Here is a 22,489-nt window from a genome sequence, read left to right on the forward strand (position 1 = left end):
ACTCCTTCCCAATCAGGAGCTCACCATGATTCGCGGCAACGACCCGATTCTTCTGACCCCCGGCCCCCTGACCACCTCGCTCGCCACCAAGCAGGCCATGCTGCGCGACTGGGGTTCGTGGGACGCCGCCTTCAACACCATCACGCGCAGCCTGTGCGACGACCTGGTGCGCATCGTCCACGGCGAAGGCACCCATGTGTGCGTGCCGATGCAGGGCAGCGGCACCTTCTCGGTGGAAGCCGCCATTGCCAATGTGGTGCCGCGCGACGGCAAGGTGCTGGTGCCGCAGAACGGCGCCTACTGCCAGCGCATCCTCAAGATCTGCAAGGTGCTGGGCCGCGCCAGCGTGGAACTGCCGATCCCCGAAGACCAGCCCGCCACCGCCGCGGTGATCGAAGAGGCCATCCGGCGCGACCCGTCGATCACGCACGTGGCGCAGGTGCACTGCGAGACCGGCGCCGGCGTGCTCAACCCGCTGCAGGACATCGCCGCGCTGTGCCAGCGGCTGGGCAAGGGCCTGATCGTCGACGCGATGAGCTCGTTCGGCGCGATCGAGATCGACGCCCGCACCATGCCGTTCGACGCGCTGGTGGCCGCCACCGGCAAGTGCATCGAGGGCGTGCCGGGCATGGGCTTCGTGCTGGTGAAGAAGGACGTGCTGGAAGCCAGCCAGGGCAACAGCCACTCGCTGGCGCTGGACCTGTACGACCAGTACGTCTACATGCAGAAGACCACGCAGTGGCGCTTCACGCCGCCCACGCACGTGGTGGCGGCCTTCCGCACCGCGCTCGACCAGTTCCTGGAAGAAGGCGGCCAGCCGGTGCGCGGCGCGCGCTACCGCAGGAACTGCGACGCGCTGGTACAGGGCATGGCCGCACTCGGCTTCCGCGCCTTCCTACCGGCGGCAGTGCAGGCGCCGATCATCGTCACCTTCCATGCGCCGGCCGATGCGCGCTATGACTTCAAGACCTTCTACGCCAGGGTGCGCGAGCGCGGCTACATCCTGTATCCGGGCAAGCTGACGCAGATGGAGACCTTCCGCGTTGGCTGCATTGGTGCAATCGACGACAACGAGATGCGCAATGTCGTGACGGCAATCGGCGAGGTGCTGCGCGAGATGGGTATCAAGGCGCAGGCGCCGCTGGCGGAAGCGGCTTGACTCCCTGACCATCTTCACCTCACTCGCCTAGCAGCAGGCTCCCCTCTCCCGCCTGCGGGAGAGGGGAGCAACCCATCGGTTCGCAAACTCAACCCTTCATGTCCCTCCCCCCCGACTTTCACGGCCTCGCCTTTGCCGCCGTGATGCTGTCCGCGCTGATGCACGCGTCGTGGAACGCCATCGTCAAGATCGGCGGCGACCGGTTGTCGTCGATGGCGCTGATCGACACCTTCTGCCTGCTGGTGGCCGTGCCCTTCCTGTTCCTGGTGCCGCTGCCCGCGCCGCAGGTGTGGCCCTTCCTGCTGGCGACCGTGGCGCTGGAGGTGGGCTACAAGCTGTCGCTGGTAGCCGCCTACAACCGCGGCGATTTCAGCCAGGCCTATCCGCTGATGCGCGGCTCGGCGCCGATGATGGTGGCGATTCTGCTGTTGCTGGCCGGCAGCGAACGGCTGGGGCCAGGCGGCTATGCCGGCATTGCGCTGATCTGCTGCGGGCTGGTCAGCCTGGTGCGCTGGCGCCGGCAATCGCCCGACCTGCTCGGCTTTGCGCTGCTGGCCGGGGCCTGCCTGGCGGGCGGCACCGTGATCGACGGCACCGCGGTCAAGCGCTACGGCGAGGTCTTCACCTACATCGTCTGGCTGCAGGCGATGTCGCACATCTTCATGCCGACCTACGCCTTCAGCCGGCGCGGCACCGCGCTGGTCACGCTGATGCGCACGGAATGGAAGCGCGCGTGGATCGGCGGCATCAACCGGGTGGGCTCGTATGCGCTGATGCTGTGGGCGATGACCATGGCGCCCGTGACCAAGCTGGCGGCGCTGCGTGAATCCAGCGTGATCTTTGCCGCGCTGCTGGGGCACTTCCTGCTGCGCGAGCCCTTCGACCGGCGGCGGCTCATTGCGACCGCGCTGGTCCTGGCGGGGATCCTGACACTGCAACTGGCGCGTTGAGCCGCCGATGAATGTTGCATTTTGTGTTGTTTGTTGGCGTTGTTTTGCATAACATGGCAGGCAACGCCAACCACTTTCCTGCCGAGGTTTTCCCGCCATGTCCCCTGTCATCCCGTCCCAATCCCGCGTCGTCGTCATCGGCGGCGGCATCATCGGCTGCAGCGTGGCCTATCACCTGACCAAGCTGGGCTGGAAAGACGTGGTGCTGCTTGAGCAAGGGCAGCTGTCGTGCGGCACGACGTGGCACGCGGCCGGCCTGGTCGGCCAGTTGCGCGCGCAGGAGAGCATGACCAAGCTGATCCGCTACTCAACCCGCCTCTACAGCGAGCTGGAAGCTGAAACCGGCCTTGGCACCGGCTGGAAGCAATGCGGGTCGCTGTCGGTGGCGCGCACGGCTGAGCGCATGACGCAACTGCGCCGCACCGCAGCGGTGGCGCGGGCCTATGGTGTTGAATGCGAAGTCATCTCTGCGTCCCAGGCCGGCGAACTGTGGCCGGTGATGCGCACTGACGACCTGCTTGGCGCGGTGTGGCTGCCGGGCGACGGCAAGGCCAACCCGACGGACCTCACACAGGCGCTGGCACGTGGCGCGCGCTCACGCGGCGCTGTGATCGCGCAGGACACCAAGGTCACCGCCATCCACAGCCGCGATGGCCGCGCCACCGGCGTCAGCTGGCGCAACAAGGCCGGCGACGAAGGCCGCATCGGCGCCGAGATCGTGGTCAACTGCGCCGGCCAGTGGGCGCGCAAGGTCGGCCAGATGTGCGGCGTGACCGTGCCGCTGCACTCGGCCGAGCACTATTACATCGTCACCGAGCGCATCGCCGGCGTGCACCCTGACCTGCCGGTGATGCGCGACCCGGACGGCTTCATCTACTTCAAGGAGGAGGTGGGCGGGCTGGTGATGGGCGGCTTTGAGCCCAATGCCAAGCCGTGGGGCATGCAGGGCATTCCTGAGCCGTTCGAGTTCCAGCTGCTGCCTGATGACTGGGACCAGTTCGAGATCCTGATGGAGAACGCGCTGATCCGCGTGCCGGCACTGGAGTCGGCGCAGGTCAAGCAGTTCTACAACGGCCCCGAGTCCTTCACGCCGGACAACAACTTCATCCTCGGCGAAGCGCCAGAGCTGCGCAATTTCTACGTGGGCGCGGGCTTCAACTCAATGGGGATCGCGTCTGCCGGCGGCGCCGGCATGGCACTGGCGGAATGGATCGTCGCGGGCGAGCCGACCATGGACCTGTGGCCGGTCGATATCCGCCGCTTTGCCGGCTTCAACGGCAACGAAAGCTGGCTGCACGACCGCGTCAAGGAAACGCTGGGCCTGCACTACGCGATGCCCTGGCCCAACCGGGAACTGGATACGGCGCGGCCGTTCCGCCGCTCGCCGCTCTATGCCCACCTGCACGCTGCCGGCGCCAATTTCGGCAGCAAGATGGGTTGGGAGCGGCCAAACTTCTTCGCCCCTGCCGGACAATCGCCCGAGATCCGCTACTCGTTCGGGCAGCAGAACTGGCTGCCGTGGAGCGGCGCAGAACACCGCGCCTGCCGCGAGGCGGTGGCGCTGTTCGATATGAGTTCGTTCTCCAAGTACATCGTCAAGGGTGCCGATGCCGAGGCCGTGCTGCAATACGTGATGAGCAACGACGTGGCCGTGCCGCCGGGGCAAACCGTGTACACCGCCATGCTCAACGATCGCGGCACCTATGAATCCGACCTGACCGTGACGCGGCTGGCGCACGACCAGTACCTGCTGGTGACCGGCTCGGCGCAGACCACGCGCGACTTCAACTATATCGAGCGCCTGATTCCCGCCGACAAGCGCTGCGCGATTGTCGATGTCACCGGCCAGTACGCCGTGCTGGCCGTGATGGGCCCGCGCTCGCGCGAGCTGTTGCAGAGCGTGTCGCGCACCGATTTTTCCAATCAGGCGTTCCCGTTCGGCACCTCGAAAGAGATCGATCTCGGCTATGCCACGGTGCGCGCCACACGCCTGACCTATGTGGGCGAACTGGGCTGGGAACTGTACGTCCCGGTGGAATTCGCCGTGGGCGTCCATGACACCCTGCACCAAGCCGGGAAACGCTTCGGACTGGTCAACGCCGGCTACTACGCCATCGAATCGCTGCGCATCGAGAAGGGCTACCGCGCCTGGAGCCGCGAACTGACCACCGACATCCATCCGTTCGAGGCCGGGCTGTCGTTTGCCTGCAAGCTGAACACGGACATCCCGTTCCGCGGACGCGAAGCGCTGCTCAAGCTGCGCGCTGCCGGCGGTGCCGCGCAGGTGCGGCGGCGCGTTGCCGTGGTCACGCTGGACGGCGCCAGCGAGGCCATGCTCTGGGGCGGCGAGGCGATCCTGCGCACCGCCCAGGACGGCACCGTGCGCCCCGCCGGCTTCGTGACGTCCGCCGCGTTCGGCCACACCCTTGGCTGCCCGGTGGGCATGGGGCTGCTGGCACGCGACGATGGTCCGGCCGACGCGGCATGGATCGAGGGCGGCAAGTACCACGTAGACCTGGCCGGGGAACTGCTGCCTGCCCGCATCCACCTGCGCGCGCCGTACGATCCGTCCAGCGAGCGGACCAAGGCCTGAACATCGATGCAACCGGATACCGGAGTGCCCATGCCAGTGATCCAGACCGAAACCGCCAGCTACATCCTGACGCTGTCGTGCCCCGACCGTCCCGGCATTGTCCATGCCGTCTCGGCCCTGCTGGTGGAAGCCGGCGCCAATATCGTCGATTCCGCGCAGTTCGGCGATCGCGACAGCGCACGGTTTTTCATGCGCGTGCACTTCCAGCGGCCGCTGCCCGAAGGCCAGGATGCCGGCGATACGCTCGCAGCCCTGCGCAGCACGCTGGCCGGCGTGGCGGCCGCGCATGAGATGGACTGGTCCCTCCACGACGCCGCGCGCAAGCCGCGCGTGATGCTGATGGTGTCAAAGATCGGCCACTGCCTGAACGACCTGCTGTTCCGCTACCGCACCGGCCAGCTGCCCATCGAGATTCCGGCGATCGTCTCCAACCACAAGGACTTCTACCAGCTTGCGGCGAGCTACGACATCCCGTTCCATCACCTGCCGCTGCTCAATGCCACGCCGCAAGGCAAGGCCGCGCAGGAAGCGAGACTGTGGGACCTGGTCTGCGACTACGGTATCGACCTGGTCGTCCTGGCCCGTTACATGCAGGTCTTATCCGACGACCTGTGCCGCCGCCTGGAGGGCCGCGCCATCAACATCCATCATTCCTTCCTGCCCAGCTTCAAGGGCGCGCGCCCCTACGCGCAAGCCTATGAGCGCGGCGTCAAGCTGATCGGCGCCACAGCGCACTATGTGACCGGCGACCTCGACGAAGGCCCCATCATCGAACAGGAAGTCGCGCGCGTGGACCATGCCATGGACGCCGCGCAGCTGACCGCGATCGGACGCGACGTGGAATGCGTGGCGCTGGCGCGGGCGGTGAAATGGCATGCGGAACATCGGGTCCTGCGCAACGGCGGCAGGACGCTGGTGTTCCGCTGACGCGGCAGCCTTTGCCGCCGCTTCAGCCGGCCACCACCCGCCGGACCTTGCGCAACGCCTGCTCCAGCGCATCCATGGAGATCGACCCGAGCGCCAGCCGCAGCGCATGCGGCACGCTCGTGCCAACCGCGAACGGCTCGGCCGTCGTCACCAGCACACCCTCTTGCTCCAGGGCGGCCGCGACCTGGTCGGCGCGCAGGTCCTCCGCGAGTTCAAGCCACAAGTAGTACGATGACGGGTGCGCCGTGATGCGGCAGCCACGCAAGATGCGCCGCGCCAGGCTCTGCCTGCGCCGGGCATCCTTGCGTTTGCGATCCTCCAGGTCATCGACCGTGCCCGCTTCGATCCAGAGGCAGCCGAGCGCCACAGTCAGCGACGGCGTGTTCCAGGTTGACACGCGAATGGCGCGTTCCAGGGCCGGCACCAGCGGCCCGGGCGCCGCGACGAACCCCATCCTCAGGCCCGATGCCACGCTTTTCGACAAGCCCGAGACGTAGACGGTCCGCTCTGGCGCGAGGGTGAACACCGGTTTCGGCGCCGGTTCGGCAAGGAAGGCGTAGGCACCGTCTTCAATGATCAGCAGATCATGCCGTTGCGCCAAGGCAGCAAGGCGGCCGCGGTCCGCCTCGCTCATGACATAGCCCAGCGGATTGTGCATGGTCGGCATGGTGTAGACCGCCCGCACCGGACGCCGCTTGCAGAGCGCGGCAAGCCGATCCAGGTCCAGGCCCGCGGCGGTCGCCGGCAACGGCTCCAGGTCGAGCCGGTACAACTGCGCCAGCGCCTTCATGCCCGGATATGTCAGCGCGTCAACCGCCAAGACGTCGCCGGGATTGAGCAGTCCCATCACCGTCACCGCCAGGCCCTGCTGCGCGCCGTTGACGATCAGCACCTGGCTGCCCGGCACGCGGATGCCGCGGTTGCGCAGGTGCCTGGCGACGGCCTGCCGTTCGTGCGGGCGCCCGCCCTGCGGCGCGGAATGCAGCAGCGCGTCGAGATCGCCCGAGGCCGCGATGCTGCGCAAACCGTCGCGCAGCAGTTCAACCTGCCCGGGCAACGACGGATAGTTGAAGGTCAGGTCCACCGCGCCGGCGCGCACCGGATGCTGCTCCAGCCCCAGGCCGCGCGGCAGCGAGGTATCGCGCACGAACGTGCCCCTGCCGGTCTCGCCGACCACCAGCCCGACAGCCTCCAGTTCGACGTAGACGCGTGCCGCGGTCGCCAGCGCCACGCCGTACTGCTTCATCAGCGCACGCACCGTCGGCAGTTGGGTGCCCGGAGGCAGGTCGCCGCAATGAATGCGTGCGGCAATCTCGTCAACAATGGTTTTGTAGCGCGCGTGGGCCATGCTTTGTATCTAGAACAATTCTTTGCGTGTATCAGGCCTGAAGAATAGCCTGCATGCCTAGTCAACGCTAACCATTTCCTGCACATGATTGCCCTGACCACCCTGTCGATCTTCGCGGCGGCAGTGATGCTGCTGCTCCTGTCACCCGGCCCGAACATGGCATTCGTGATGGCACATGGCATCACCTATGGCCCTCGGGGCGGCGTTGCGACGGCACTGGGGATTGCCGTGGCCGACCTGATCCTCACGGTCCTGACAGCCACCGGCATCACCGCCCTGGTGATGGCATGGGCGCCGGCGTTCGACCTGATCCGCTATGCCGGCGCGGCCTATCTGCTGTGGATGGCGGTCAAGGCGCTCCGGCAGCCGCTTGCGCTGAAAGAGGCAGTGGTGACGCAAGCGTCCTTGCGCTCGGTGTTTGTGCGCGCCATGCTGAACAGCCTGCTCAATCCCAAGGCGCTGCTGTTCTTCATGGTCTTCCTGCCGCAGTTCGTGGATCCCGGCAAGGGCGGCGTGGCCCAGCAGCTGCTCATGCTCGGCCTGGTCCTGACGGTGCTCGCCACCGTGTTTCACGCGTTGCTCGGAGCGGCTGGCGGCACCGTGCGCCGCTTCCTGTCACGCCACCCCAAGGCGGCAACACTGCAGTCACGCGGCCTGGCAGCCGTGCTGGTGCTGCTGGCGCTGCGGCTGGTGCTGACCTCACGCCCGGCCTGAAACCGTTTCTCACGCAGAGTCCTTGATGTATATCGCAGCCTTTATTTACCGGCCCGGCCAGGCCGATGACGAGTTCCACCGCCTTAGCGCCCTGATCGACGAGATCGCGGCCGGCATGCCCGGCTTTGTCGGTGCCGAGTCCTGGCGCTCGCCAGATGGCCAGCTGTCCAACGCCAGCTACTACTGGCGCGACAAGGACTCCCTGCAGGCCTTTGCCACCCACCCGCGGCACCTGGACGCCAAGCGGCAGTACCGCAAGTGGTATGACGGCTATCACGTGGTGATATCCGAAGTGCAGCGCGCCTATGGCGACGGTTCGCTCCAGCATTTCGTGCCCGACAGCCGGCGCCAGCGGCAGGGGTAACCGCCGTCACCGTGCCCGGCCGATATCTGGACGGCCGGCCGCACGCCGGGATATGAATGATTCTGGCGGCGATCTGAATTCTTTCGGTCCCTGCCGCCGCCCGCGCGGCAGGGATCTGCCTGTCTCTTCGTGCGGACAACGGCTCCAGGCATGGCTTGCGGCACCGACCCGCGCCATGACGCAATGCACAACCGCGCGCCCGCGAGTATCAACCCCTGCTGATACCCGCTATTCCACACCCCGGCTTGCGGTATACCCTGACGTCAACGCAAAATCGCCCGGTCAGCGCGCCAGGCCGTGCCACGACAGATAACAAGACATTGCCCCACCTCTCACCAGCCCTCTCCGGCGCCACGGCTACGCAGCCAGGCCCACGCACGCGACATCACCGCGTGCGGCCAGGCACTGCTTCGGCCATCTTGTCACGATCCCCGTTGATCCCGCACGTCGCGCGCCGGCTGCAGTAGCAGCGCATTCCCGAGGAATCTTTATGCCCAGCTTCAACCCTTCACGGCGCACTTTCCTGAAAGCCAGCGTCGTGGCCGGGGTGTCGGTCTATATCGCACCCATCGGCGGCAAAGCCTTCGCGGCATTGTTCGAAGACAAGCTCCTGACCCCGATCCAGTGGGACCCCAAGGCCGGCGTCCCGAAATTCCGCATCGACGGCATCGCCAAGGTCACCGGCGCCAAGGTGTTCGCGCGCGATATCCGCTCGCGCGACATGCCGCACTGGCCGCCGCAGCAATCTCACGCCTTCATCCTGCGCGCCACGCAGGCCGACCGCACGTATGAGGGCTTCGACCTCGCCGCGCTCGGCGGCGACCTGAAGCCTGACCGCGTGGTCACCGCGGAAGACCTTGCCCGCGACGGCGTGGCCTTCCCCGCGTTCTACGGCGTAGACATGCTGCTGCCCGCGGGCAAGACCCCGGCCTACCTGGGCCATGCGGTGGCGATCCTGATCTACCACGACTTCGCGCGCTTCCGCTTTGCCAAGGACAAGCTCAAGTTCCGCGACGACGTGATCCGCTACGGCGCCAGGACCGGCCCGCTGGAGCGCGATCCGTGGGGCACCTTCCGCTTCGTGCGCGTGGGCGGCACCACGCCGTATGACGACGACGTGTTCTCCAGCCTGAAGAACGCGCCGGTGTTCCCCAGCATGATGCGCAAGCACCAGCCGGTGTGGCCGGACGGCAAGGACCACGGCCAACTCGGCGAACAGGGCATGTACCACGCCGACGCGATCCGCGCGCAGCTGGCCAAGCCGCCCGAGGACTGGCTGGTGCTGGAGCGCGAGTACAACTCGCAGTCGGTCGATACCGCGGCGCTGGAGCCCGACAACGCCAACTGCTGGTACGACGCCGCCGCGCAGGCGCTGCACCTGGTGGTGCCGACGCAGTCCCCGATCGAGGTCGCCGAGAGCGCGGCCGAGATGCTGGCAAAGGCCAAGGGCGCGTTCCCGGTGAAGCAGGTGTTCCTGCACCCGTGCTACACCGTGGGCTACGGCTCCAAGGACCACTACAACTTCCCGTTCTACGGCCTGGTCACGGCGCTCTATGCCGAGGGCAAGCCGGTGCGCCTGGCCAACGACCGCTACGAGCAGTTCCAGACCTCGATCAAGCGCCACGCCTTCAAGATGCGCTACCGCATCGCGGTGGACCGCAAGACCGGGCTGTTCCAGGCCTTCCAGGGCGACCTGGAGGCCAACGGCGGCGGCCGCGCCAACTTCTCGCCGTCGGTGGCGATGGTGGGCGCGACCGCGGCGCAATCGATCTACTACTTCCCGAAGAACGACCTGACCGCGGTGGCAATCGCCTCGCGCGCCATCGACGCAGGCTCCGCGCGCGGCTACGGCACGCTGCAGAGCATGGCCGCGACCGAGATGATGGTCGACGAGTTCGCCGAGCAGCTCAAGCTCGACCCGATCGAGTTCCGGCTGAAGAACGCCTTGCGCTCGGGGATGAAGAACACGCAGGGCGCCATCCCTGCCGGCGCGATCCGTGTCGATGAAGTGCTGGAAGCCGCGAAGGTCCATCCGTTGTGGACCGGCCGCGCGAAGAAGAAGGCGGAGCACGAAGCCGCCAACCCCGGCCGCCGCTACGGCGTGGGCTTTGCCTGCGTGCAGAAGGACTTCGGCACCGGTGCGGAAGCTTCGTTTGCCAAGGTCGAGGTGAGGGCCGACGGCAGCATCGCGCTGCACCACTCCGGCGCCGAGATCGGCACCGGCATGTCGACCTCGCAGGCCGCCGCGGTGGCGCGCTGGCTGGGCAAGCCCGCGGCCGAGGTGCGTACCTCGGTCACCGACTGGGCCGACCTGCCGGTGGTGACCTCGGGCGATCCGTACCTGATGAGCCAGGCCGAGCAGGACCGGCTGTGCGCCAACCCGCGCTGGTCGCCGTCGTACGCGTCGCCCGCCAGCGCCACCAACTCGGCCTACTACTTCACCCACAGCACGCGCGAAGCCGCGCGCGTGATCTTCCTGCACGGCCTGTGGCCGGCGGCAATGGCGATCTGGAGCCAGGGCATCGGCGGCGGCCAGGCGGCCTCGCTGGTGGTGCGCGTGGAAGACGCGCGCTGGGTCGAGGGCAAGCTCAGCGCCGGCGGCCTGCAGGCGCTGCCGCTGGAGCAGCTGGCAGCCAAGGCGCATGAGATGGGCCTGGTCACCGGCGCCACCGTGCACGTATTCAACCGCTGGCAGTGGAGCGAGGCCGATTTCGACATCAGCGGGCACGCCGCGCGGCTGCCGGTGGATGGGCTGTCGGTGCGCTACGGCGATGGCGCTGACGGCGCGCGCAAGGCGCGCATGCGCACCAGCGGCGGCTATGACGTGCTGGACCGCAAGAAGGTCTACGTCGCGACCACCCAGCGCAACAACGCCTCAGTCACGTACTACAGCGCGGTCGGCACCCTTGTCGAGCTGTCGGTGCACGAGGCCAGCGGCAAGGTCGAGGTGCTGTCGCACCACTCCATCATGGAATGCGGCACGCAGCTGTCGCCGCAGCTGGTGTCCGGCCAGCTGCAGGGCGGGGTCGCCATGGGCATCGGCCACGCGCTGCATGAAACCCTGCCGCTCTACGAGGACGGCCCCGGCAACGGCACCTGGAACTTCAACCGCTACCACCTGCCGCGCGCCAGCGACGTGGCGGTGTGGACCCAGTCCGGCACGGTGCTGCCGCCCGTCTCTGAAACCGACCCGCCCAAGGGCATCGCCGAGGTGGTGATGATCCCGGTGGTGGGCGCCATCGTCAATGGCATCGCGCATGCCATCGGCCACCGCTTCACCGACCTGCCGGTCACGGCCGAAAAGATCCAGGAGGTACTGGCATGAGCATCGCCACCCAACCGCTTTCCCTGAACATCAACGGCAAGGACGTCGGCCCGCTCGACGTGCCCGATGGCCTGATGATGATCGACTTCCTGCATGAATACCTGGACCTTACCGGCTCGCGCCTGGGCTGCGGCCAGGGCATCTGCCATGCCTGCGTGCTGATCCACGACAAGGCCGACGGCACCAGCGAGGAAGTGCGCAGCTGCATCACCGGCGCGCACTGGTTCCAGGGCCGCAAGGTGCGCACCGTGGAAGGCCACGGCAAGCGCAACGAGAAAGGCGAGGTGGTGGAGCTGACGCCGGTGCAGCAGAAGTTCCTGGACCACTTCAGCTTCCAGTGCGGCTATTGCACGCCGGGCTTCGTCAATGGCGCCACCATCCTGGTGGAGCAGCTCAAGCGCAAGCCGGTGGCGAAGGACAAGGTAAACGAGACCATCGCCACCGCGCTGGATGGCCATATCTGCCGCTGCACGGGCTATGTGCGCTACTTCGAAGCCGTGAAGGACGTGATCACCAGCACGCCGGGACTGGTCAAGGACAGCGGGAGCGCCAAGTGATGCAGCGCCCCGCCTTCCTGACCTTCGCCCGCGTGGCCATTGCCGCGCTGGCCGCCGCCACGCTGGTGGCCGGTTGCGGCGGCAACACCGAAGCCGTCGCGCCCGCCGCCGACCAGGCGCCCAAGGGCCAGCTGTCGCCCGCCGAGCAGATCGCGCGCGGCCGCTACCTGGTGCGCGCGGCCGACTGCGCCGCCTGCCATACCGCGCCGCAGGGGGCGCCGTTTGCCGGCGGCGTGGAGCTGGCCTCGCCGTTCGGCAAGTTCTACGGCACCAACATCACGCCCGACAAGACCTACGGCATCGGCAACTGGAGTGCCGACGACTTCTACACCGCGCTGCATGACGGCAAGGCGCCGGACAAGCACCTCTATCCGGCGATGCCGTACACCTCGTACCGCGGCCTGTCGCGCGCGGATACCGATGCCATGTATGCCTACCTGATGCAGGTGAAGCCGGCCGCCGTGCCGAACCGCCCGCACGACCTGCAGTTCCCGTACAACCTGCGCTTTGCGCTGGCCGGCTGGAACCTGCTGTTCCTGGAGGACAAGCTGCCCGATGCCTCCGCCGGCAATTCCGAGTCTTGGCAGCGCGGCCGCTACCTGTCCAATGCGCTTGGCCACTGTGCCGAATGCCATTCGCCGCGCGCCGCGTTCGGGCGGCTGGACCTGTCGAAGCCGCTGGCCGGCGCCGCGCTGGCACGCGTGGGCGCGCCGGACCTCACGCCGGCCGGGCTGGCCGCACGCGGCTGGACCGCGGCCGACCTGCAGCAGTTCTTTGCCATCGGCATCGCGCCGCAGGGCTCGGCCTTCGGCGAGATGTACCCGGTGGTGCATCTGAGCAGCCAGTACCTGAACCAGGGCGACCTGGCGGCGATGACGACCTACCTGCTGGGGGACAAGCCGCCCGCACCGCAGCCAGTCAAGCCCGTCAACGCCGATGCCGCGCAACTGGCACCGGGCCGCCGCCACTATGTGGCGGTCTGCGCCGGCTGCCATGGCCGCGAGGGCGAAGGCAAGCCGCACGTGGCGGTATCGATGGCCGGCAACTCCACCGTGCGCAACACCGACGCCCGCAACCTGATCGTGTCGATGCTCGACGGCATCGAGGCGCAGCGCTTCCCCGGCCTGGAGGCCATGCAGGACATGCCGGGCTTTGCCGCGCGCATGAGCGACGAAGAGCTGGCGCAGCTGGCCAACTACCTGCGCGCCACCTGGGGCGGCCAGCCGGCCGACGTGACCCCCGCCGCGGTCAAGGCGCTGCGCGCCGCAGGCCCCGGGCACTGAAGCCCTGCCCCGGGTGTTCCATTCTGGAACACCCGGTGTCACGCGCTGGCACAGCCGTGCCGGCGCGTGACATATCCCACCCGTGCCACGCGCACGCGCCCCCCCGCTTTTCCCCGTTCTTTCGTTCGATTCCCGCCCCGGCACAGCTCTTGCGATCTGCCTGCCGTGCGCACGGCCGGAATGCCGTGACGACACCACAGAAATCACTGAACGGAGCGAGACATGAACATGGCGGAAATCACCCAGCTGGGCGTCAGCAACCCCTACAAGCAGCAGTACGAGAACTACATCGGCGGCGCCTGGGTGCCGCCCGCCGGCGGCGAGTACTTCGAATCGATCACGCCGATCACCGGCAAGCCGTTCACGCGCGTGCCGCGCTCCGGCCAGCAGGATGTCGACGCCGCGCTGGATGCCGCGCACGCCGCCAAGGCCGCGTGGGCACGCACCTCGACCACCGAGCGCGCCAATATCCTGAACCGCATCGCCGACCGCATCGAGGCCAACCTGATGCTGCTGGCCGTGGCCGAGAGCATCGACAACGGCAAGCCGGTGCGCGAAACCACCGCCGCCGACCTGCCGCTGGCGGTCGACCACTTCCGCTACTTTGCCGGCTGCATCCGTGCGCAGGAAGGCGGCATCTCCGAGATCGACGCCGACACCATTGCCTACCATTTCCATGAGCCGCTGGGCGTGGTCGGCCAGATCATCCCGTGGAACTTCCCGCTGCTGATGGCCACCTGGAAGCTGGCCCCGGCGCTGGCCGCCGGCAACTGCGTGGTGCTCAAGCCTGCGGAACAGACGCCGGCCTCGATCCTGGTGCTGATGGAAGTGATCGGCGACCTGCTGCCGCCGGGCGTGCTCAACGTGGTCAACGGCTTCGGGCTGGAAGCCGGCAAGCCGCTGGCATCGAGCCCGCGCATCAGCAAGGTGGCCTTCACCGGCGAGACCACTACTGGCCGGCTGATCATGCAGTACGCGTCGCAGAACCTGATCCCGGTGACGCTGGAGCTGGGCGGCAAGTCGCCCAACATCTTCTTCGAGGACGTGCTGGCCGCCGACGACGCATTCTTCGACAAGGCGCTGGAAGGCTTTGCCATGTTCGCGCTGAACCAGGGCGAGGTCTGCACCTGCCCGTCGCGCGCGCTGATCCAGGAATCGATCTACGACCGCTTCATGGAGCGCGCGCTCAAGCGCGTGGCCGCGATCCGCCAGGGCCATCCGCTCGACACCGGCACCATGATCGGCGCGCAGGCGTCCGCCGAACAACTGGAGAAGATCCTGTCGTACATCGACCTGGGCCGCAAGGAAGGCGCGCAGTGCCTCACCGGCGGCGAGCGCAACGTGCTGGACGGCGACCTGGCGGGCGGCTACTACGTCAAGCCGACCGTGTTCGCCGGCCACAACAAGATGCGCATCTTCCAGGAAGAGATCTTCGGGCCGGTGGTATCGGTGACCACCTTCAAGGATGAGGAAGAGGCGCTGGCCATCGCCAACGACACGCTCTACGGGCTGGGTGCGGGTGTCTGGACACGTGACGGCGCGCGCGCATTCCGCATGGGCCGCGGCATCCAGGCGGGGCGCGTGTGGACCAACTGCTACCACGCCTACCCCGCGCATGCGGCATTCGGGGGCTACAAGCAGTCCGGCATCGGTCGCGAGAACCATCGCATGATGCTCGACCACTACCAGCAGACCAAGAACCTGCTGGTGAGCTACAGCCCCAACGCGCTCGGGTTCTTCTGACCATGGCGGGCTCGACATCCGCTCCCGCCACCGCGCCGGTCGCACGCGTGGTGGCAACCCCGGCCGCGCTCGCGCTGATCGCGGAGCTGGCCGCGCGGCACGGCCCGCTGATGTTCCACCAGTCCGGCGGCTGCTGCGACGGCAGTGCGCCGATGTGCTACCCCGCCGGCGAACTGCTGGTGGGTGCGGCCGATGTCTGCCTGGGCGAGATCGGCGGCGCAGCGTTCTACATGACGCGGGCGCAGTTCGAGTACTGGCAGCACACGCGGCTGGTGATCGATGTAGTGCCGGGCGCGGGCGGGATGTTCTCGCTGGAGGGACGGACGGGGAAGCGGTTCCTGACCCGGTCGGAGTTGTTCAGCGATGAGGAGGCTGCGTGGCTGGCGGCGCAGCCGGGGTTGTGAGGGTGCGCATGGGGTGATTGCCTGCCGATGGCAGCTTGCCGATGCCTGCCCCGAGGCGGAGTGGCTGGCGCGCGCCAGCCACTCCTTGCCGGTGCCGGTGCGGCCCTGGACCAGGATGGTGATGTAGTCCGGCAACCCTATCACAGGCTCCCGGCCACGTATTGCCCCCGCGCCATGCCGGGCCGGGGTCAGCGTTTTTCGTCGAGCAGGTCGTTCAGGATCTCGTCGAAGGTGGCCTGGGCATCTTCCAGCGCCTGCAGCGCCGCATCGAACGTCTGCAGCGCAAGCTTGGATGGCTTGCCACTGCCCTGCGGCGGATAGTGGGTCTGCAAGGCGGTGAAGGCCACCTGCACCTGCCGCGTGGCCGCGACCACGCGTTCCATTGCCTGCGCCTCTTCGGCGCGGTATTGCTCGAGTTTCTGCTCGCTCATGCCTGTTTGCTCCGTATGCGCGTCGTCTCGGGAAGGGGTGCGCGCGCGTGAATGAGGTATATCGTACAAGAACTGCGCCGGCCGGCTTGCGCTGCACGCTCGGGCCTGACAAAAATGAGGTAGGCTGCGCGGCTGGGCGGCAAGGCCGGCGCTGGTGCGCCTCGCCTGGCAGCGACACTGAAGACTAGCCATGCCATTGATCACCCGCCGTACGCTGGCAGCCGCGCTGATGACTGCCAGCGGCTTCGCCTGCTACTGGACCTACCTGACGCTCAACCAGGAGCGGCTGCTGTTCGATGCGCGCCGGCGTCCGCCGCGCGACCTGCCCGACGGCATCATTGGCTACTCGCACCTGATCCCCGGCGGCGTGGTGCGCGGCTACATCTACCATACCCCCGGCGACAACGTGCGCGACCTGCTGTTCTACCTGCCCGGGCGTGGCGAGGATGTGCTCGAAACGCTGCAGTATGCGCGCTGGCTGCCCGCCGGCATGGCCTTCGCCACCTACGACTACCGCGGCCTGGGACACTCCGACGGCCTCCCGTCCGAGGGTGCCGCAGTGGCCGACGCCAGCCAGTTCCTGCTGCATGCGCGGCGTGTCTTCCCCGACACCCGCGTGCATGTGGTGGGGCGCAGCCTGGGCACCGGCGTCGCGATCCAGCTGGCGGACCTGCAGGACTTCGAGAGCCTGCAGCTGATCACGCCCTACGACTCGCTGCTTGAACTGGTGCGCAAGCGCTTCCCGCTGGTGCCGCTGCGCCAGCTGATGCGCCACCATTTCGATTCGATCTCGCATTGCAAGAAGGTCGTGCAGAGCACCAAGGTGCTGCTGGCCGAGACCGATGAAGTAGTGCCCCATGAATGCTCAGAGCGGCTCATGGCCGCCTGGCCCGGCCCGGTGGCGCTGCAGACCGTGCCGACCACGAATCACTTCACCATTATCGAACGCGAGGAAACCTGGCTGGCGCTGTGCGAATTTGCCCGGCATCACAGCCAGGCCAGGCTGCGCGTGGCTACGGCCCAGCCCGCCCGGCCCGCCCCGCCGGCCGCCACCGGCACGCCGCCCATCGACCATGACGAGCTCGGCAATCCGTTGCCGCTGGCGGCCAGCCGCTAGCGTTAGTCAGGCAGCGGGTAAAATGCGCGCATGAAAAAAATCGCAGTCAAGGCAGGCGGCGCCGTACTGGCGCTGGCTGCAGCCGGTGCCTTGCTTGCCGGCTTTGCCGCGGTGGTAAGCCTGCGGCAGCTTCCCCCAGTCGACGCCCTGCGCGACTACCGGCCCGACGTGCCCCTGCGGATCTACACCAGCGACAACGTGCAGATCGGCGAGTTCGGCAGCGAGCACCGCGAGTTCATCCCCTTCGGGCAGATGCCGCCGCGCATGGTCCAGGCGCTGCTGGCAGCCGAGGACGACCAGTTCTACGAGCATGAGGGTGTCGACATCCCCGGCGTGCTGCGCGCCGCGCTGGCCAACCTGGGCCAGGGCTATGCGCAGGGCGCCTCCACCATCACCATGCAGGTGGCGCGCAATTTCTACCTGTCGCGCGAGAAGACGCTGGCGCGCAAGTGGTATGAAATGCTGCTGGCCTGGCGCATCGACCAGACCCTGCCCAAGGACCGCATCCTTGAGCTGTACATGAACCAGGTCTACCTGGGCGAGCATGCCTACGGCTTCGGCAGCGCCGCGCATGCGTACTTCGGCAAGCCGCTGGCGTCGTTGTCGCTGGCCGAGACGGCCATGCTGGCGGGGCTGCCCAAGGCCCCCTCGTCCATCAACCCGGTGGTCAACTTCCCGCGCGCCAAGCGGCGCCAGGAATATGTGCTGGGCCGCATGCTGGCGCTGGGCATGATCAGCCAGGACGACTACCGCGAGGCCCGCGCCGCGCGCCTGGCGATCTCCGACGACAGCCCCGGCAGCTTTGCCGGGCATGCCGAATACGTGGCTGAACTCGCGCGCCAGCTGGCGCGCGAGCGCTTTGGCGACGAGGCCTACACGCGTGGCCTGAACGTCTACACCACGGTGTCGTCGGTGCGCCAGACGCTGGCTTACGATGCGGTGCACGGCGGGCTGGAAGGCTACGCGCGGCGCCACCGCAAGTTCGTCAAGGACCTGTCGCAGGGTCCGCAGGCCGCGCTGGTATCGCTGGACAGCGCCACCGGCGCGATCGAGGCGATGGTGGGCGGCGCCGACTTTGCCACCAGCCGCTTCAACCACGCCACCCAGGCGCAGCGCCAGCCGGGCTCGACCTTCAAGCCCTTCGTCTATGCGGCGGCGCTGGAGCGCGGCGTGTCGCCCGGCACGCTGATCAACGACGCGCCGCTGCCCAACGGCTCGCGCTGGCAGCCGTCCAATGACGACGGGCGCTTTGTCGGCCCCATCACCGTGCGCCAGGCGCTGGCCGAATCGCGCAACCTGCCGGCGATCCGCACGCTGCAGGCGATCGGCATCCCGTACGCGGTGGAGTTCGCCAGCCGCTTCGGCTTCGCGCCCAGACGGCTGCCGCGCTACCTGCCGCTGGCACTGGGCACCGGCACCACTTCGCCGCTGCGCCTGGCCGCGGCCTATGGCGTCTTTGCCAACGGCGGCCACCGCATCGAGCCCTACCTGATCGCGCGCATCACTGACAGCGAAGGCAATGTGCTGTTCTCTGCCGAGCCGGGCGACGCCACGGACCGCCCGGCCCCGCCGCGCGTGATCAGCGCCCGCAACGCCTTCGTCATGGACAGCCTGCTGCGCAGCGTGGTCGACGACGGCACCGGCGCCGGCGTGCGCCGCTACCTGCGCCGCGACGACGTGGCCGGCAAGACCGGCACCACCAACGATTCGGTCGACGGCTGGTTCGCGGGCTACGCTGGCGGCGTCGTCACGGTGGCGTGGATGGGCTACGACAACAACCGCAGCCTGGGCGAGCATGAATTCGGCGCCACCACCGCGCTGCCGGTATGGGCCGCCTATATGGAGGGCCGCCTTGCGGGCGTGCCCGTGCCTGAAGCCGAAGCGCCCGCCGGCGTGGTCCGCGTGAGCGACGACTGGATGTATGCCGAGTACGCCGATGGCAGCCACGGCATCGCTGCCATCGGCTTCCCGCCGCCGGCACCCGCGGCGGCGCCGGCGGTCGATCCGGTCGCCAGCAACCTCGGCGGGCCCGCGGCCGCGGCGCCGGCTGCCCCCGCGCCGACGCCCGTCACCAGCGAGGCAATTGGCCTGCCGGCGCCCGGCGCTGCCACGCTGGCTGTCCCCGCAGACGCCAGCCTGTAGACTTCCGGGTTTCCACTGTCCCGATCCCGATGTCCAGCCACGCCCCGCTGCTGATCTGGTCGGTCGCCGCGCTGACCACGGCCGGCGTCCTGTTCCGCCCGTTCCGCCTGCCCGAAGCCTTCTGGGCCGCCGCCGGCGCCCTGCTGCTGTGCGCCACCGGCCTGCTGACGCTGCCCGACGCGCTGGCGGCGGTGCTGCGCGGCTACGACGTGTACCTGTTTCTGGCCGGCATGATGCTGATCTCCGAGCTGGCCCGCAAGACCGGGCTGTTCGACCACGTCGCCGCGCTGGCCGTGCGCCGGGCGCGCGGCTCGGCGCTGCGGCTGTTTCTGCTGGTGTACGGCTTCGGCACGCTGGTGACGGCATTCATGTCCAACGACGCCACCGCCGTGGTGCTGACGCCCGCGGTGCTGGCCGCCACCCGCGCCGCGCGGGTCCGGCATCCGCTGCCCTACCTGTACGCGTGCGCCTTCATCGCCAATGCCGCCAGCTTCGTGCTGCCGATCTCCAACCCGGCCAACCTGGTCATCTTCGGCGCACGCATGCCGCCGCTGGCGGGCTGGCTGGCGAGCTTCGCGCTGCCGTCGCTGGCCGCGGTGCTGGCCACGCTGGCAGCGCTGTGGTGGACGCAGCGCGCGGCGCTGGCCGAGTCCATCGAACATGACGTGCCGGTGCCGCCGCTGTCGCCGCAGGCCCGGCTGACCGCGCTGGGCATCGTGCTGACCGGCCTGATCCTGCTGGTGGCCTCGCTGCGCGGCAACGACCTGGGCTGGCCGACCTGCGCGGCGGGCGTGGCCACGCTGCTGCTGGTCTGCGCCACCCGGCGCGAGCTGCTGGTGCCGGCGTTGCGCGAGGTGTCATGGGGGGTGTTGCCGATGGTGGCGGGGCTGTTCGTGCTGGTGGCGGCGCTGGAGCAGACCGTGGTGATCGGCCACCTGGCCGATGCCGTCGCAGCGGCGTCACGCGACGGCGGCGCGCTGGCGCTGCTGGGCGTGGGCGCGGTGGTGTCGCTGGCGGGCAATATCGCCAACAACCTGCCGGCCGGCCTGATCGCCGCCTCGGCGCTGGCGGGCGGACATGCCTCGCATGCCGTGACCGGTGCGGTGCTGATCGGCATCGACCTTGGCCCCAACCTGTCCGTCACCGGCTCGCTGGCCACGCTGCTGTGGCTCACGGCGCTGCGGCGCGAAGGGCATATGGTCAGCGCCGGCCAGTTCCTGCGCGTGGGGGCCGTGGTCATGCCGGCAGCGATGCTGCCGGCACTGGCGCTTTTGCTTCTTTAAACAGCTGACTCAGCTGGTGGCGGCGTCATTGGCCGCGGGGGTGTTGGCGGCCTGCAGCAGGGGCCGGCGCAGGCCGGTCGCGCCATGGCGCACGGCACTGGCGTGGTGTTCCGCCACGCCCGTTTCCACCGGCGTGGCCGGCAGCGGCACTGTGACCACATGGAGCAGCATCAGGCTGCTGCACGGAAAGGCAATCGGCATGATTACGTTATTCCCGACAAAGAGTCAGGCCGCGCGCTGCAGCGGCCGGGTGCCGGCGGCTTTATGGCGGGCTGCCTAGCGTTGTGCAGACATTATGTTCGCTTGTCGGCGTTGTGCGGCGCGGGCTTTAGCGATGTCATGAACTATTCACGGAACAATGTCGGCTTGTGGCGTAATCGGCCCACCGCGCCGCACCTTGCCATGCCCCGCGCGGGTTGTGAGGCCACGGCATCTGCCATATAGTGAATCCGGCACACCCGCTGCGCAGTCATCCATCCCACCACGCATAACCATGACCAGCAAGGACGCGGCACACCGCGCGAAGGACAGCAACGCCGGCGACGATGCCGGCCACCCCCACGCCCACAGCGTCTCGGCGCGCATCCGCGCACGGCTGGAGGCCGCGCAGGAGCGCTTCCACGCCAACGACAATATTGCGCACTACATCGAGCCGGGCGAGATGGAGCAGCTGCAGGCCGAAGTGCAGGCGCGCCTGGAGGACGTGCTGCGCGCGCTGGTGATCGATGTCGACAACGACCACAACACCCAGGAAACCGCGCGCCGCGTCGCCAAGATGTACCTGAAGGAGATCTTCGCCGGCCGCTACGCCAAGGCCCCGCCGGTGACCGAGTTCCCCAACGTCGGCCAGCTCAACGAACTGATGATCGTCGGCCCGCTGCGCGTGCGCAGTGCCTGCTCGCATCACCTGTGCCCGATCATCGGCAAGCTGTGGGTAGGGGTGATGCCGAACCAGCATTCCAACCTGATCGGCCTGTCCAAGTACGCGCGGCTGGCCGAATGGATCATGTGCCGGCCGCAGATCCAGGAAGAGGCGGTGGCACAGGTCGCCGACCTGCTGCAGGAAAAGATGAATCCCGACGGCCTGGCCATCGTGATGGAGGCCGAGCACTTCTGCATGCACTGGCGCGGCGTGCGCGACACCGATGCCAAGATGACCAACAGCGTGATGCGCGGCTCGTTCCTGAAGGACGACAGCCTGCGCCGCGAATTCCTCACGCTGCTGAACCACAACCGCGGCTAGGCCGCACGCCCCGCCACCTACCAGCCGCCACAACCGAGCGCCACGACCATGCTAGTCCGCCTGCTCTATGCCAGCCGTGCCCGCCAGGCCATCGACGCCGCCCTGCTCGACGCCATCCTGGCCGCCAGCCTGGAACGCAATCCGCGCCACGGCATCACCGGGGTGCTGTGCCACGGCAACGGCATCTTCCTGCAGGCGCTGGAAGGCGACCGCCAGGACGTGTCACAACTGTTCCAGTCGATCGCACGCGACCCGCGCCACCACGACGTGACCCTGCTGCATTTCGAGGAAACCTGCACGCGCGACTTTGCCGGCTGGGCGATGGGCCAGGTCAATGCGGCGCGCATCAACACCGCCACCCTGCTCAAGTTCTCGGCGCGGGCCGAACTGGATCCGTACCGCACCTGCGGTGCGGCGTCGCTGGCATTGCTCAAGGAGCTGATCGCCGGCGCGTCAGTCGTGTCGCGCACCGGCGAACGCGGACGGCACTGAACCGCGCCGCCAGGGCTCCGGCGCGCTTCTGTCACCAGGGAGGGCTAGGCCGTCACTTGGCCGAACAGGCCGCACTCCAGGTCGCTCTCGAATTCCTCGACCCAGACCGAATCGGGGCCTGCCTCATAGACACTGGTCTTGTCCGTGCCCACCCGGCGCACGTTGACGCGCCGCACCCCGGCCTCGCGGCTTTCCTCGAAAATCTCGAACATCTCGGCCGCCAGCCCGACATGCCTGCATACCTGCAGGACCTGTTGCTGCTCGTCGGCGGGAAATTCGGTGAACGGTCTCGTTGCCATGGCATCCTCCGTCAAGGTTGAGATCGCCGCTTGCGCGCAGCGCTAACGCGCGTGGTGCCCATGCACCACGCCTGGAAAAGACATGCCGCGGCCGTCAGCCGGCGGCACACCCGCG

Annotated in this window: 20 protein-coding genes and 1 pseudogene; 16 read left to right on the forward strand and 5 right to left on the reverse strand. The window is 68.1% G+C overall.

The window, feature by feature from the left end; all coding sequences use genetic code 11:
- Positions 1 to 25: 25 nt before the first annotated feature.
- The 4 genes from ACW4E8_RS36005 to purU all read left to right on the forward strand — a co-directional run bounded on the left by ACW4E8_RS36005 (position 26) and on the right by purU (position 5,629).
- Positions 26 to 1,159 carry a 2-aminoethylphosphonate--pyruvate transaminase gene (locus ACW4E8_RS36005; protein ID WP_456808859.1) on the forward strand — a complete coding sequence of 378 codons (1,134 nt, stop codon included), beginning with the start codon at positions 26 to 28 and terminating at the stop codon, positions 1,157 to 1,159.
- A 98-nt stretch (positions 1,160 to 1,257) separates the two neighbouring features.
- Entirely contained in the window at positions 1,258 to 2,109 is an 852-nt protein-coding gene (locus ACW4E8_RS36010; protein WP_035820878.1) for an EamA family transporter, read from the forward strand.
- A 97-nt stretch (positions 2,110 to 2,206) separates the two neighbouring features.
- Positions 2,207 to 4,702, forward strand: coding sequence for a GcvT family protein (locus ACW4E8_RS36015; protein ID WP_456808860.1), 2,496 nt, complete (start codon positions 2,207 to 2,209; stop codon positions 4,700 to 4,702).
- Positions 4,703 to 4,732: 30 nt separating this feature from the next.
- A complete protein-coding gene (gene purU / locus ACW4E8_RS36020; RefSeq protein ID WP_456808861.1) occupies positions 4,733 to 5,629 on the forward strand; it encodes a formyltetrahydrofolate deformylase in 897 nt (298 codons plus the stop codon).
- Between the two features lie 22 nt (positions 5,630 to 5,651).
- Here the strand turns inward: purU and ACW4E8_RS36025 are convergent, their stop codons facing one another.
- On the reverse strand, positions 5,652 to 6,977 hold the full coding sequence (locus ACW4E8_RS36025; RefSeq protein ID WP_456808862.1) for an aminotransferase-like domain-containing protein: 1,326 nt from the start codon (positions 6,975 to 6,977) through the stop codon (positions 5,652 to 5,654).
- 84 nt (positions 6,978 to 7,061) lie between these two features.
- Here ACW4E8_RS36025 and ACW4E8_RS36030 point away from each other — a divergent pair, with 84 nt between their 5' ends.
- The 7 genes from ACW4E8_RS36030 to ACW4E8_RS36060 all read left to right on the forward strand — a co-directional run bounded on the left by ACW4E8_RS36030 (position 7,062) and on the right by ACW4E8_RS36060 (position 15,367).
- A complete protein-coding gene (locus ACW4E8_RS36030; protein WP_456808863.1) occupies positions 7,062 to 7,691 on the forward strand; it encodes a LysE family translocator in 630 nt (209 codons plus the stop codon).
- 25 nt (positions 7,692 to 7,716) lie between these two features.
- Positions 7,717 to 8,055 (forward strand): antibiotic biosynthesis monooxygenase family protein, encoded by a 339-nt coding sequence (locus ACW4E8_RS36035; protein WP_456808891.1) that lies wholly within the window; start codon positions 7,717 to 7,719, stop codon positions 8,053 to 8,055.
- A gap of 490 nt (positions 8,056 to 8,545) precedes the next feature.
- Positions 8,546 to 11,380: a xanthine dehydrogenase family protein molybdopterin-binding subunit gene (locus ACW4E8_RS36040; protein WP_456808864.1), complete on the forward strand. Its 2,835-nt coding sequence runs from the start codon at positions 8,546 to 8,548 to the stop codon at positions 11,378 to 11,380.
- A complete protein-coding gene (locus ACW4E8_RS36045) occupies positions 11,377 to 11,937 on the forward strand; it encodes a (2Fe-2S)-binding protein (protein WP_456808865.1) in 561 nt (186 codons plus the stop codon). The genes ACW4E8_RS36040 and ACW4E8_RS36045 overlap by 4 nt, the downstream gene beginning before the upstream one ends.
- On the forward strand, positions 11,937 to 13,220 hold the full coding sequence (locus ACW4E8_RS36050; protein WP_456808866.1) for a c-type cytochrome: 1,284 nt from the start codon (positions 11,937 to 11,939) through the stop codon (positions 13,218 to 13,220). The genes ACW4E8_RS36045 and ACW4E8_RS36050 overlap by 1 nt, the downstream gene beginning before the upstream one ends.
- A gap of 222 nt (positions 13,221 to 13,442) precedes the next feature.
- Positions 13,443 to 14,963: an aldehyde dehydrogenase gene (gene adh / locus ACW4E8_RS36055; RefSeq protein ID WP_456808867.1), complete on the forward strand. Its 1,521-nt coding sequence runs from the start codon at positions 13,443 to 13,445 to the stop codon at positions 14,961 to 14,963.
- Positions 14,964 to 14,965: 2 nt separating this feature from the next.
- Positions 14,966 to 15,367 carry a DUF779 domain-containing protein gene (locus ACW4E8_RS36060; protein WP_456808868.1) on the forward strand — a complete coding sequence of 134 codons (402 nt, stop codon included), beginning with the start codon at positions 14,966 to 14,968 and terminating at the stop codon, positions 15,365 to 15,367.
- Between the two features lie 45 nt (positions 15,368 to 15,412).
- Here ACW4E8_RS36060 and ACW4E8_RS36065 read toward each other — a convergent pair.
- Positions 15,413 to 15,511 (reverse strand): annotated as a pseudogene (locus tag ACW4E8_RS36065) (sigma 54-interacting transcriptional regulator); the annotation flags it as partial.
- Between the two features lie 44 nt (positions 15,512 to 15,555).
- Positions 15,556 to 15,798 carry a hypothetical protein gene (locus ACW4E8_RS36070; RefSeq protein WP_456808869.1) on the reverse strand — a complete coding sequence of 81 codons (243 nt, stop codon included), beginning with the start codon at positions 15,796 to 15,798 and terminating at the stop codon, positions 15,556 to 15,558.
- Positions 15,799 to 15,988: 190 nt separating this feature from the next.
- On the opposite strand from ACW4E8_RS36070, the gene ACW4E8_RS36075 reads away from it, so the two are divergent.
- The 3 genes from ACW4E8_RS36075 to ACW4E8_RS36085 are packed head-to-tail and all read left to right on the forward strand — an operon-like array spanning position 15,989 to position 20,340.
- Positions 15,989 to 16,915 (forward strand): alpha/beta hydrolase, encoded by a 927-nt coding sequence (locus ACW4E8_RS36075; protein WP_456808870.1) that lies wholly within the window; start codon positions 15,989 to 15,991, stop codon positions 16,913 to 16,915.
- Positions 16,916 to 16,945: 30 nt separating this feature from the next.
- Positions 16,946 to 19,057: a penicillin-binding protein 1A gene (locus tag ACW4E8_RS36080; RefSeq protein ID WP_456808871.1), complete on the forward strand. Its 2,112-nt coding sequence runs from the start codon at positions 16,946 to 16,948 to the stop codon at positions 19,055 to 19,057.
- A gap of 29 nt (positions 19,058 to 19,086) precedes the next feature.
- On the forward strand, positions 19,087 to 20,340 hold the full coding sequence (locus tag ACW4E8_RS36085; RefSeq protein WP_456808872.1) for an arsenic transporter: 1,254 nt from the start codon (positions 19,087 to 19,089) through the stop codon (positions 20,338 to 20,340).
- A gap of 9 nt (positions 20,341 to 20,349) precedes the next feature.
- On the opposite strand, the gene ACW4E8_RS36090 is transcribed toward ACW4E8_RS36085, so the two are convergent.
- Positions 20,350 to 20,541, reverse strand: coding sequence for a hypothetical protein (locus ACW4E8_RS36090; RefSeq protein ID WP_010812791.1), 192 nt, complete (start codon positions 20,539 to 20,541; stop codon positions 20,350 to 20,352).
- Positions 20,542 to 20,833: 292 nt separating this feature from the next.
- Here ACW4E8_RS36090 and folE point away from each other — a divergent pair, with 292 nt between their 5' ends.
- Together folE and ACW4E8_RS36100 are read left to right on the forward strand one after the other, a co-directional pair.
- Positions 20,834 to 21,583, forward strand: coding sequence for a GTP cyclohydrolase I (gene folE, locus ACW4E8_RS36095; RefSeq protein WP_456808873.1), 750 nt, complete (start codon positions 20,834 to 20,836; stop codon positions 21,581 to 21,583).
- Between the two features lie 48 nt (positions 21,584 to 21,631).
- Positions 21,632 to 22,075, forward strand: coding sequence for a BLUF domain-containing protein (locus ACW4E8_RS36100; RefSeq protein ID WP_456808874.1), 444 nt, complete (start codon positions 21,632 to 21,634; stop codon positions 22,073 to 22,075).
- Positions 22,076 to 22,119: 44 nt separating this feature from the next.
- Here the strand turns inward: ACW4E8_RS36100 and ACW4E8_RS36105 are convergent, their stop codons facing one another.
- Complete coding sequence (locus ACW4E8_RS36105; protein ID WP_456808875.1) at positions 22,120 to 22,374, reverse strand: hypothetical protein; 255 nt, start codon at positions 22,372 to 22,374, stop codon at positions 22,120 to 22,122.
- Between the last annotated feature and the right edge of the window lie 115 nt (positions 22,375 to 22,489).

The organism is Cupriavidus sp. CP313, from assembly GCF_054072015.1.

Excerpts from the sequence above, each read along its gene's own strand:
- ACW4E8_RS36080 (WP_456808871.1), top strand. The coding sequence starts at position 16,946 with ATGAAAAAAATCGCAGTCAAGGCAGGCGGCGCCGTACTGGCGCTGGCT.
- ACW4E8_RS36040 (WP_456808864.1), top strand. The coding sequence starts at position 8,546 with ATGCCCAGCTTCAACCCTTCACGGCGCACTTTCCTGAAAGCCAGCGTC.
- ACW4E8_RS36045 (WP_456808865.1), top strand. The coding sequence starts at position 11,377 with ATGAGCATCGCCACCCAACCGCTTTCCCTGAACATCAACGGCAAGGAC.
- ACW4E8_RS36030 (WP_456808863.1), top strand. The coding sequence starts at position 7,062 with ATGATTGCCCTGACCACCCTGTCGATCTTCGCGGCGGCAGTGATGCTG.
- ACW4E8_RS36050 (WP_456808866.1), top strand. The coding sequence starts at position 11,937 with ATGCAGCGCCCCGCCTTCCTGACCTTCGCCCGCGTGGCCATTGCCGCG.
- ACW4E8_RS36005 (WP_456808859.1), top strand. The coding sequence starts at position 26 with ATGATTCGCGGCAACGACCCGATTCTTCTGACCCCCGGCCCCCTGACC.
- ACW4E8_RS36025 (WP_456808862.1), bottom strand. The coding sequence starts at position 6,977 with ATGGCCCACGCGCGCTACAAAACCATTGTTGACGAGATTGCCGCACGC.
- ACW4E8_RS36090 (WP_010812791.1), bottom strand. The coding sequence starts at position 20,541 with ATGCCGATTGCCTTTCCGTGCAGCAGCCTGATGCTGCTCCATGTGGTC.
- ACW4E8_RS36015 (WP_456808860.1), top strand. The coding sequence starts at position 2,207 with ATGTCCCCTGTCATCCCGTCCCAATCCCGCGTCGTCGTCATCGGCGGC.
- ACW4E8_RS36010 (WP_035820878.1), top strand. The coding sequence starts at position 1,258 with ATGTCCCTCCCCCCCGACTTTCACGGCCTCGCCTTTGCCGCCGTGATG.
- folE (WP_456808873.1), top strand. The coding sequence starts at position 20,834 with ATGACCAGCAAGGACGCGGCACACCGCGCGAAGGACAGCAACGCCGGC.
- ACW4E8_RS36105 (WP_456808875.1), bottom strand. The coding sequence starts at position 22,374 with ATGGCAACGAGACCGTTCACCGAATTTCCCGCCGACGAGCAGCAACAG.
- ACW4E8_RS36100 (WP_456808874.1), top strand. The coding sequence starts at position 21,632 with ATGCTAGTCCGCCTGCTCTATGCCAGCCGTGCCCGCCAGGCCATCGAC.
- purU (WP_456808861.1), top strand. The coding sequence starts at position 4,733 with ATGCCAGTGATCCAGACCGAAACCGCCAGCTACATCCTGACGCTGTCG.
- ACW4E8_RS36070 (WP_456808869.1), bottom strand. The coding sequence starts at position 15,798 with ATGAGCGAGCAGAAACTCGAGCAATACCGCGCCGAAGAGGCGCAGGCA.
- ACW4E8_RS36060 (WP_456808868.1), top strand. The coding sequence starts at position 14,966 with ATGGCGGGCTCGACATCCGCTCCCGCCACCGCGCCGGTCGCACGCGTG.
- ACW4E8_RS36075 (WP_456808870.1), top strand. The coding sequence starts at position 15,989 with ATGCCATTGATCACCCGCCGTACGCTGGCAGCCGCGCTGATGACTGCC.
- adh (WP_456808867.1), top strand. The coding sequence starts at position 13,443 with ATGAACATGGCGGAAATCACCCAGCTGGGCGTCAGCAACCCCTACAAG.
- ACW4E8_RS36035 (WP_456808891.1), top strand. The coding sequence starts at position 7,717 with ATGTATATCGCAGCCTTTATTTACCGGCCCGGCCAGGCCGATGACGAG.
- ACW4E8_RS36085 (WP_456808872.1), top strand. The coding sequence starts at position 19,087 with ATGTCCAGCCACGCCCCGCTGCTGATCTGGTCGGTCGCCGCGCTGACC.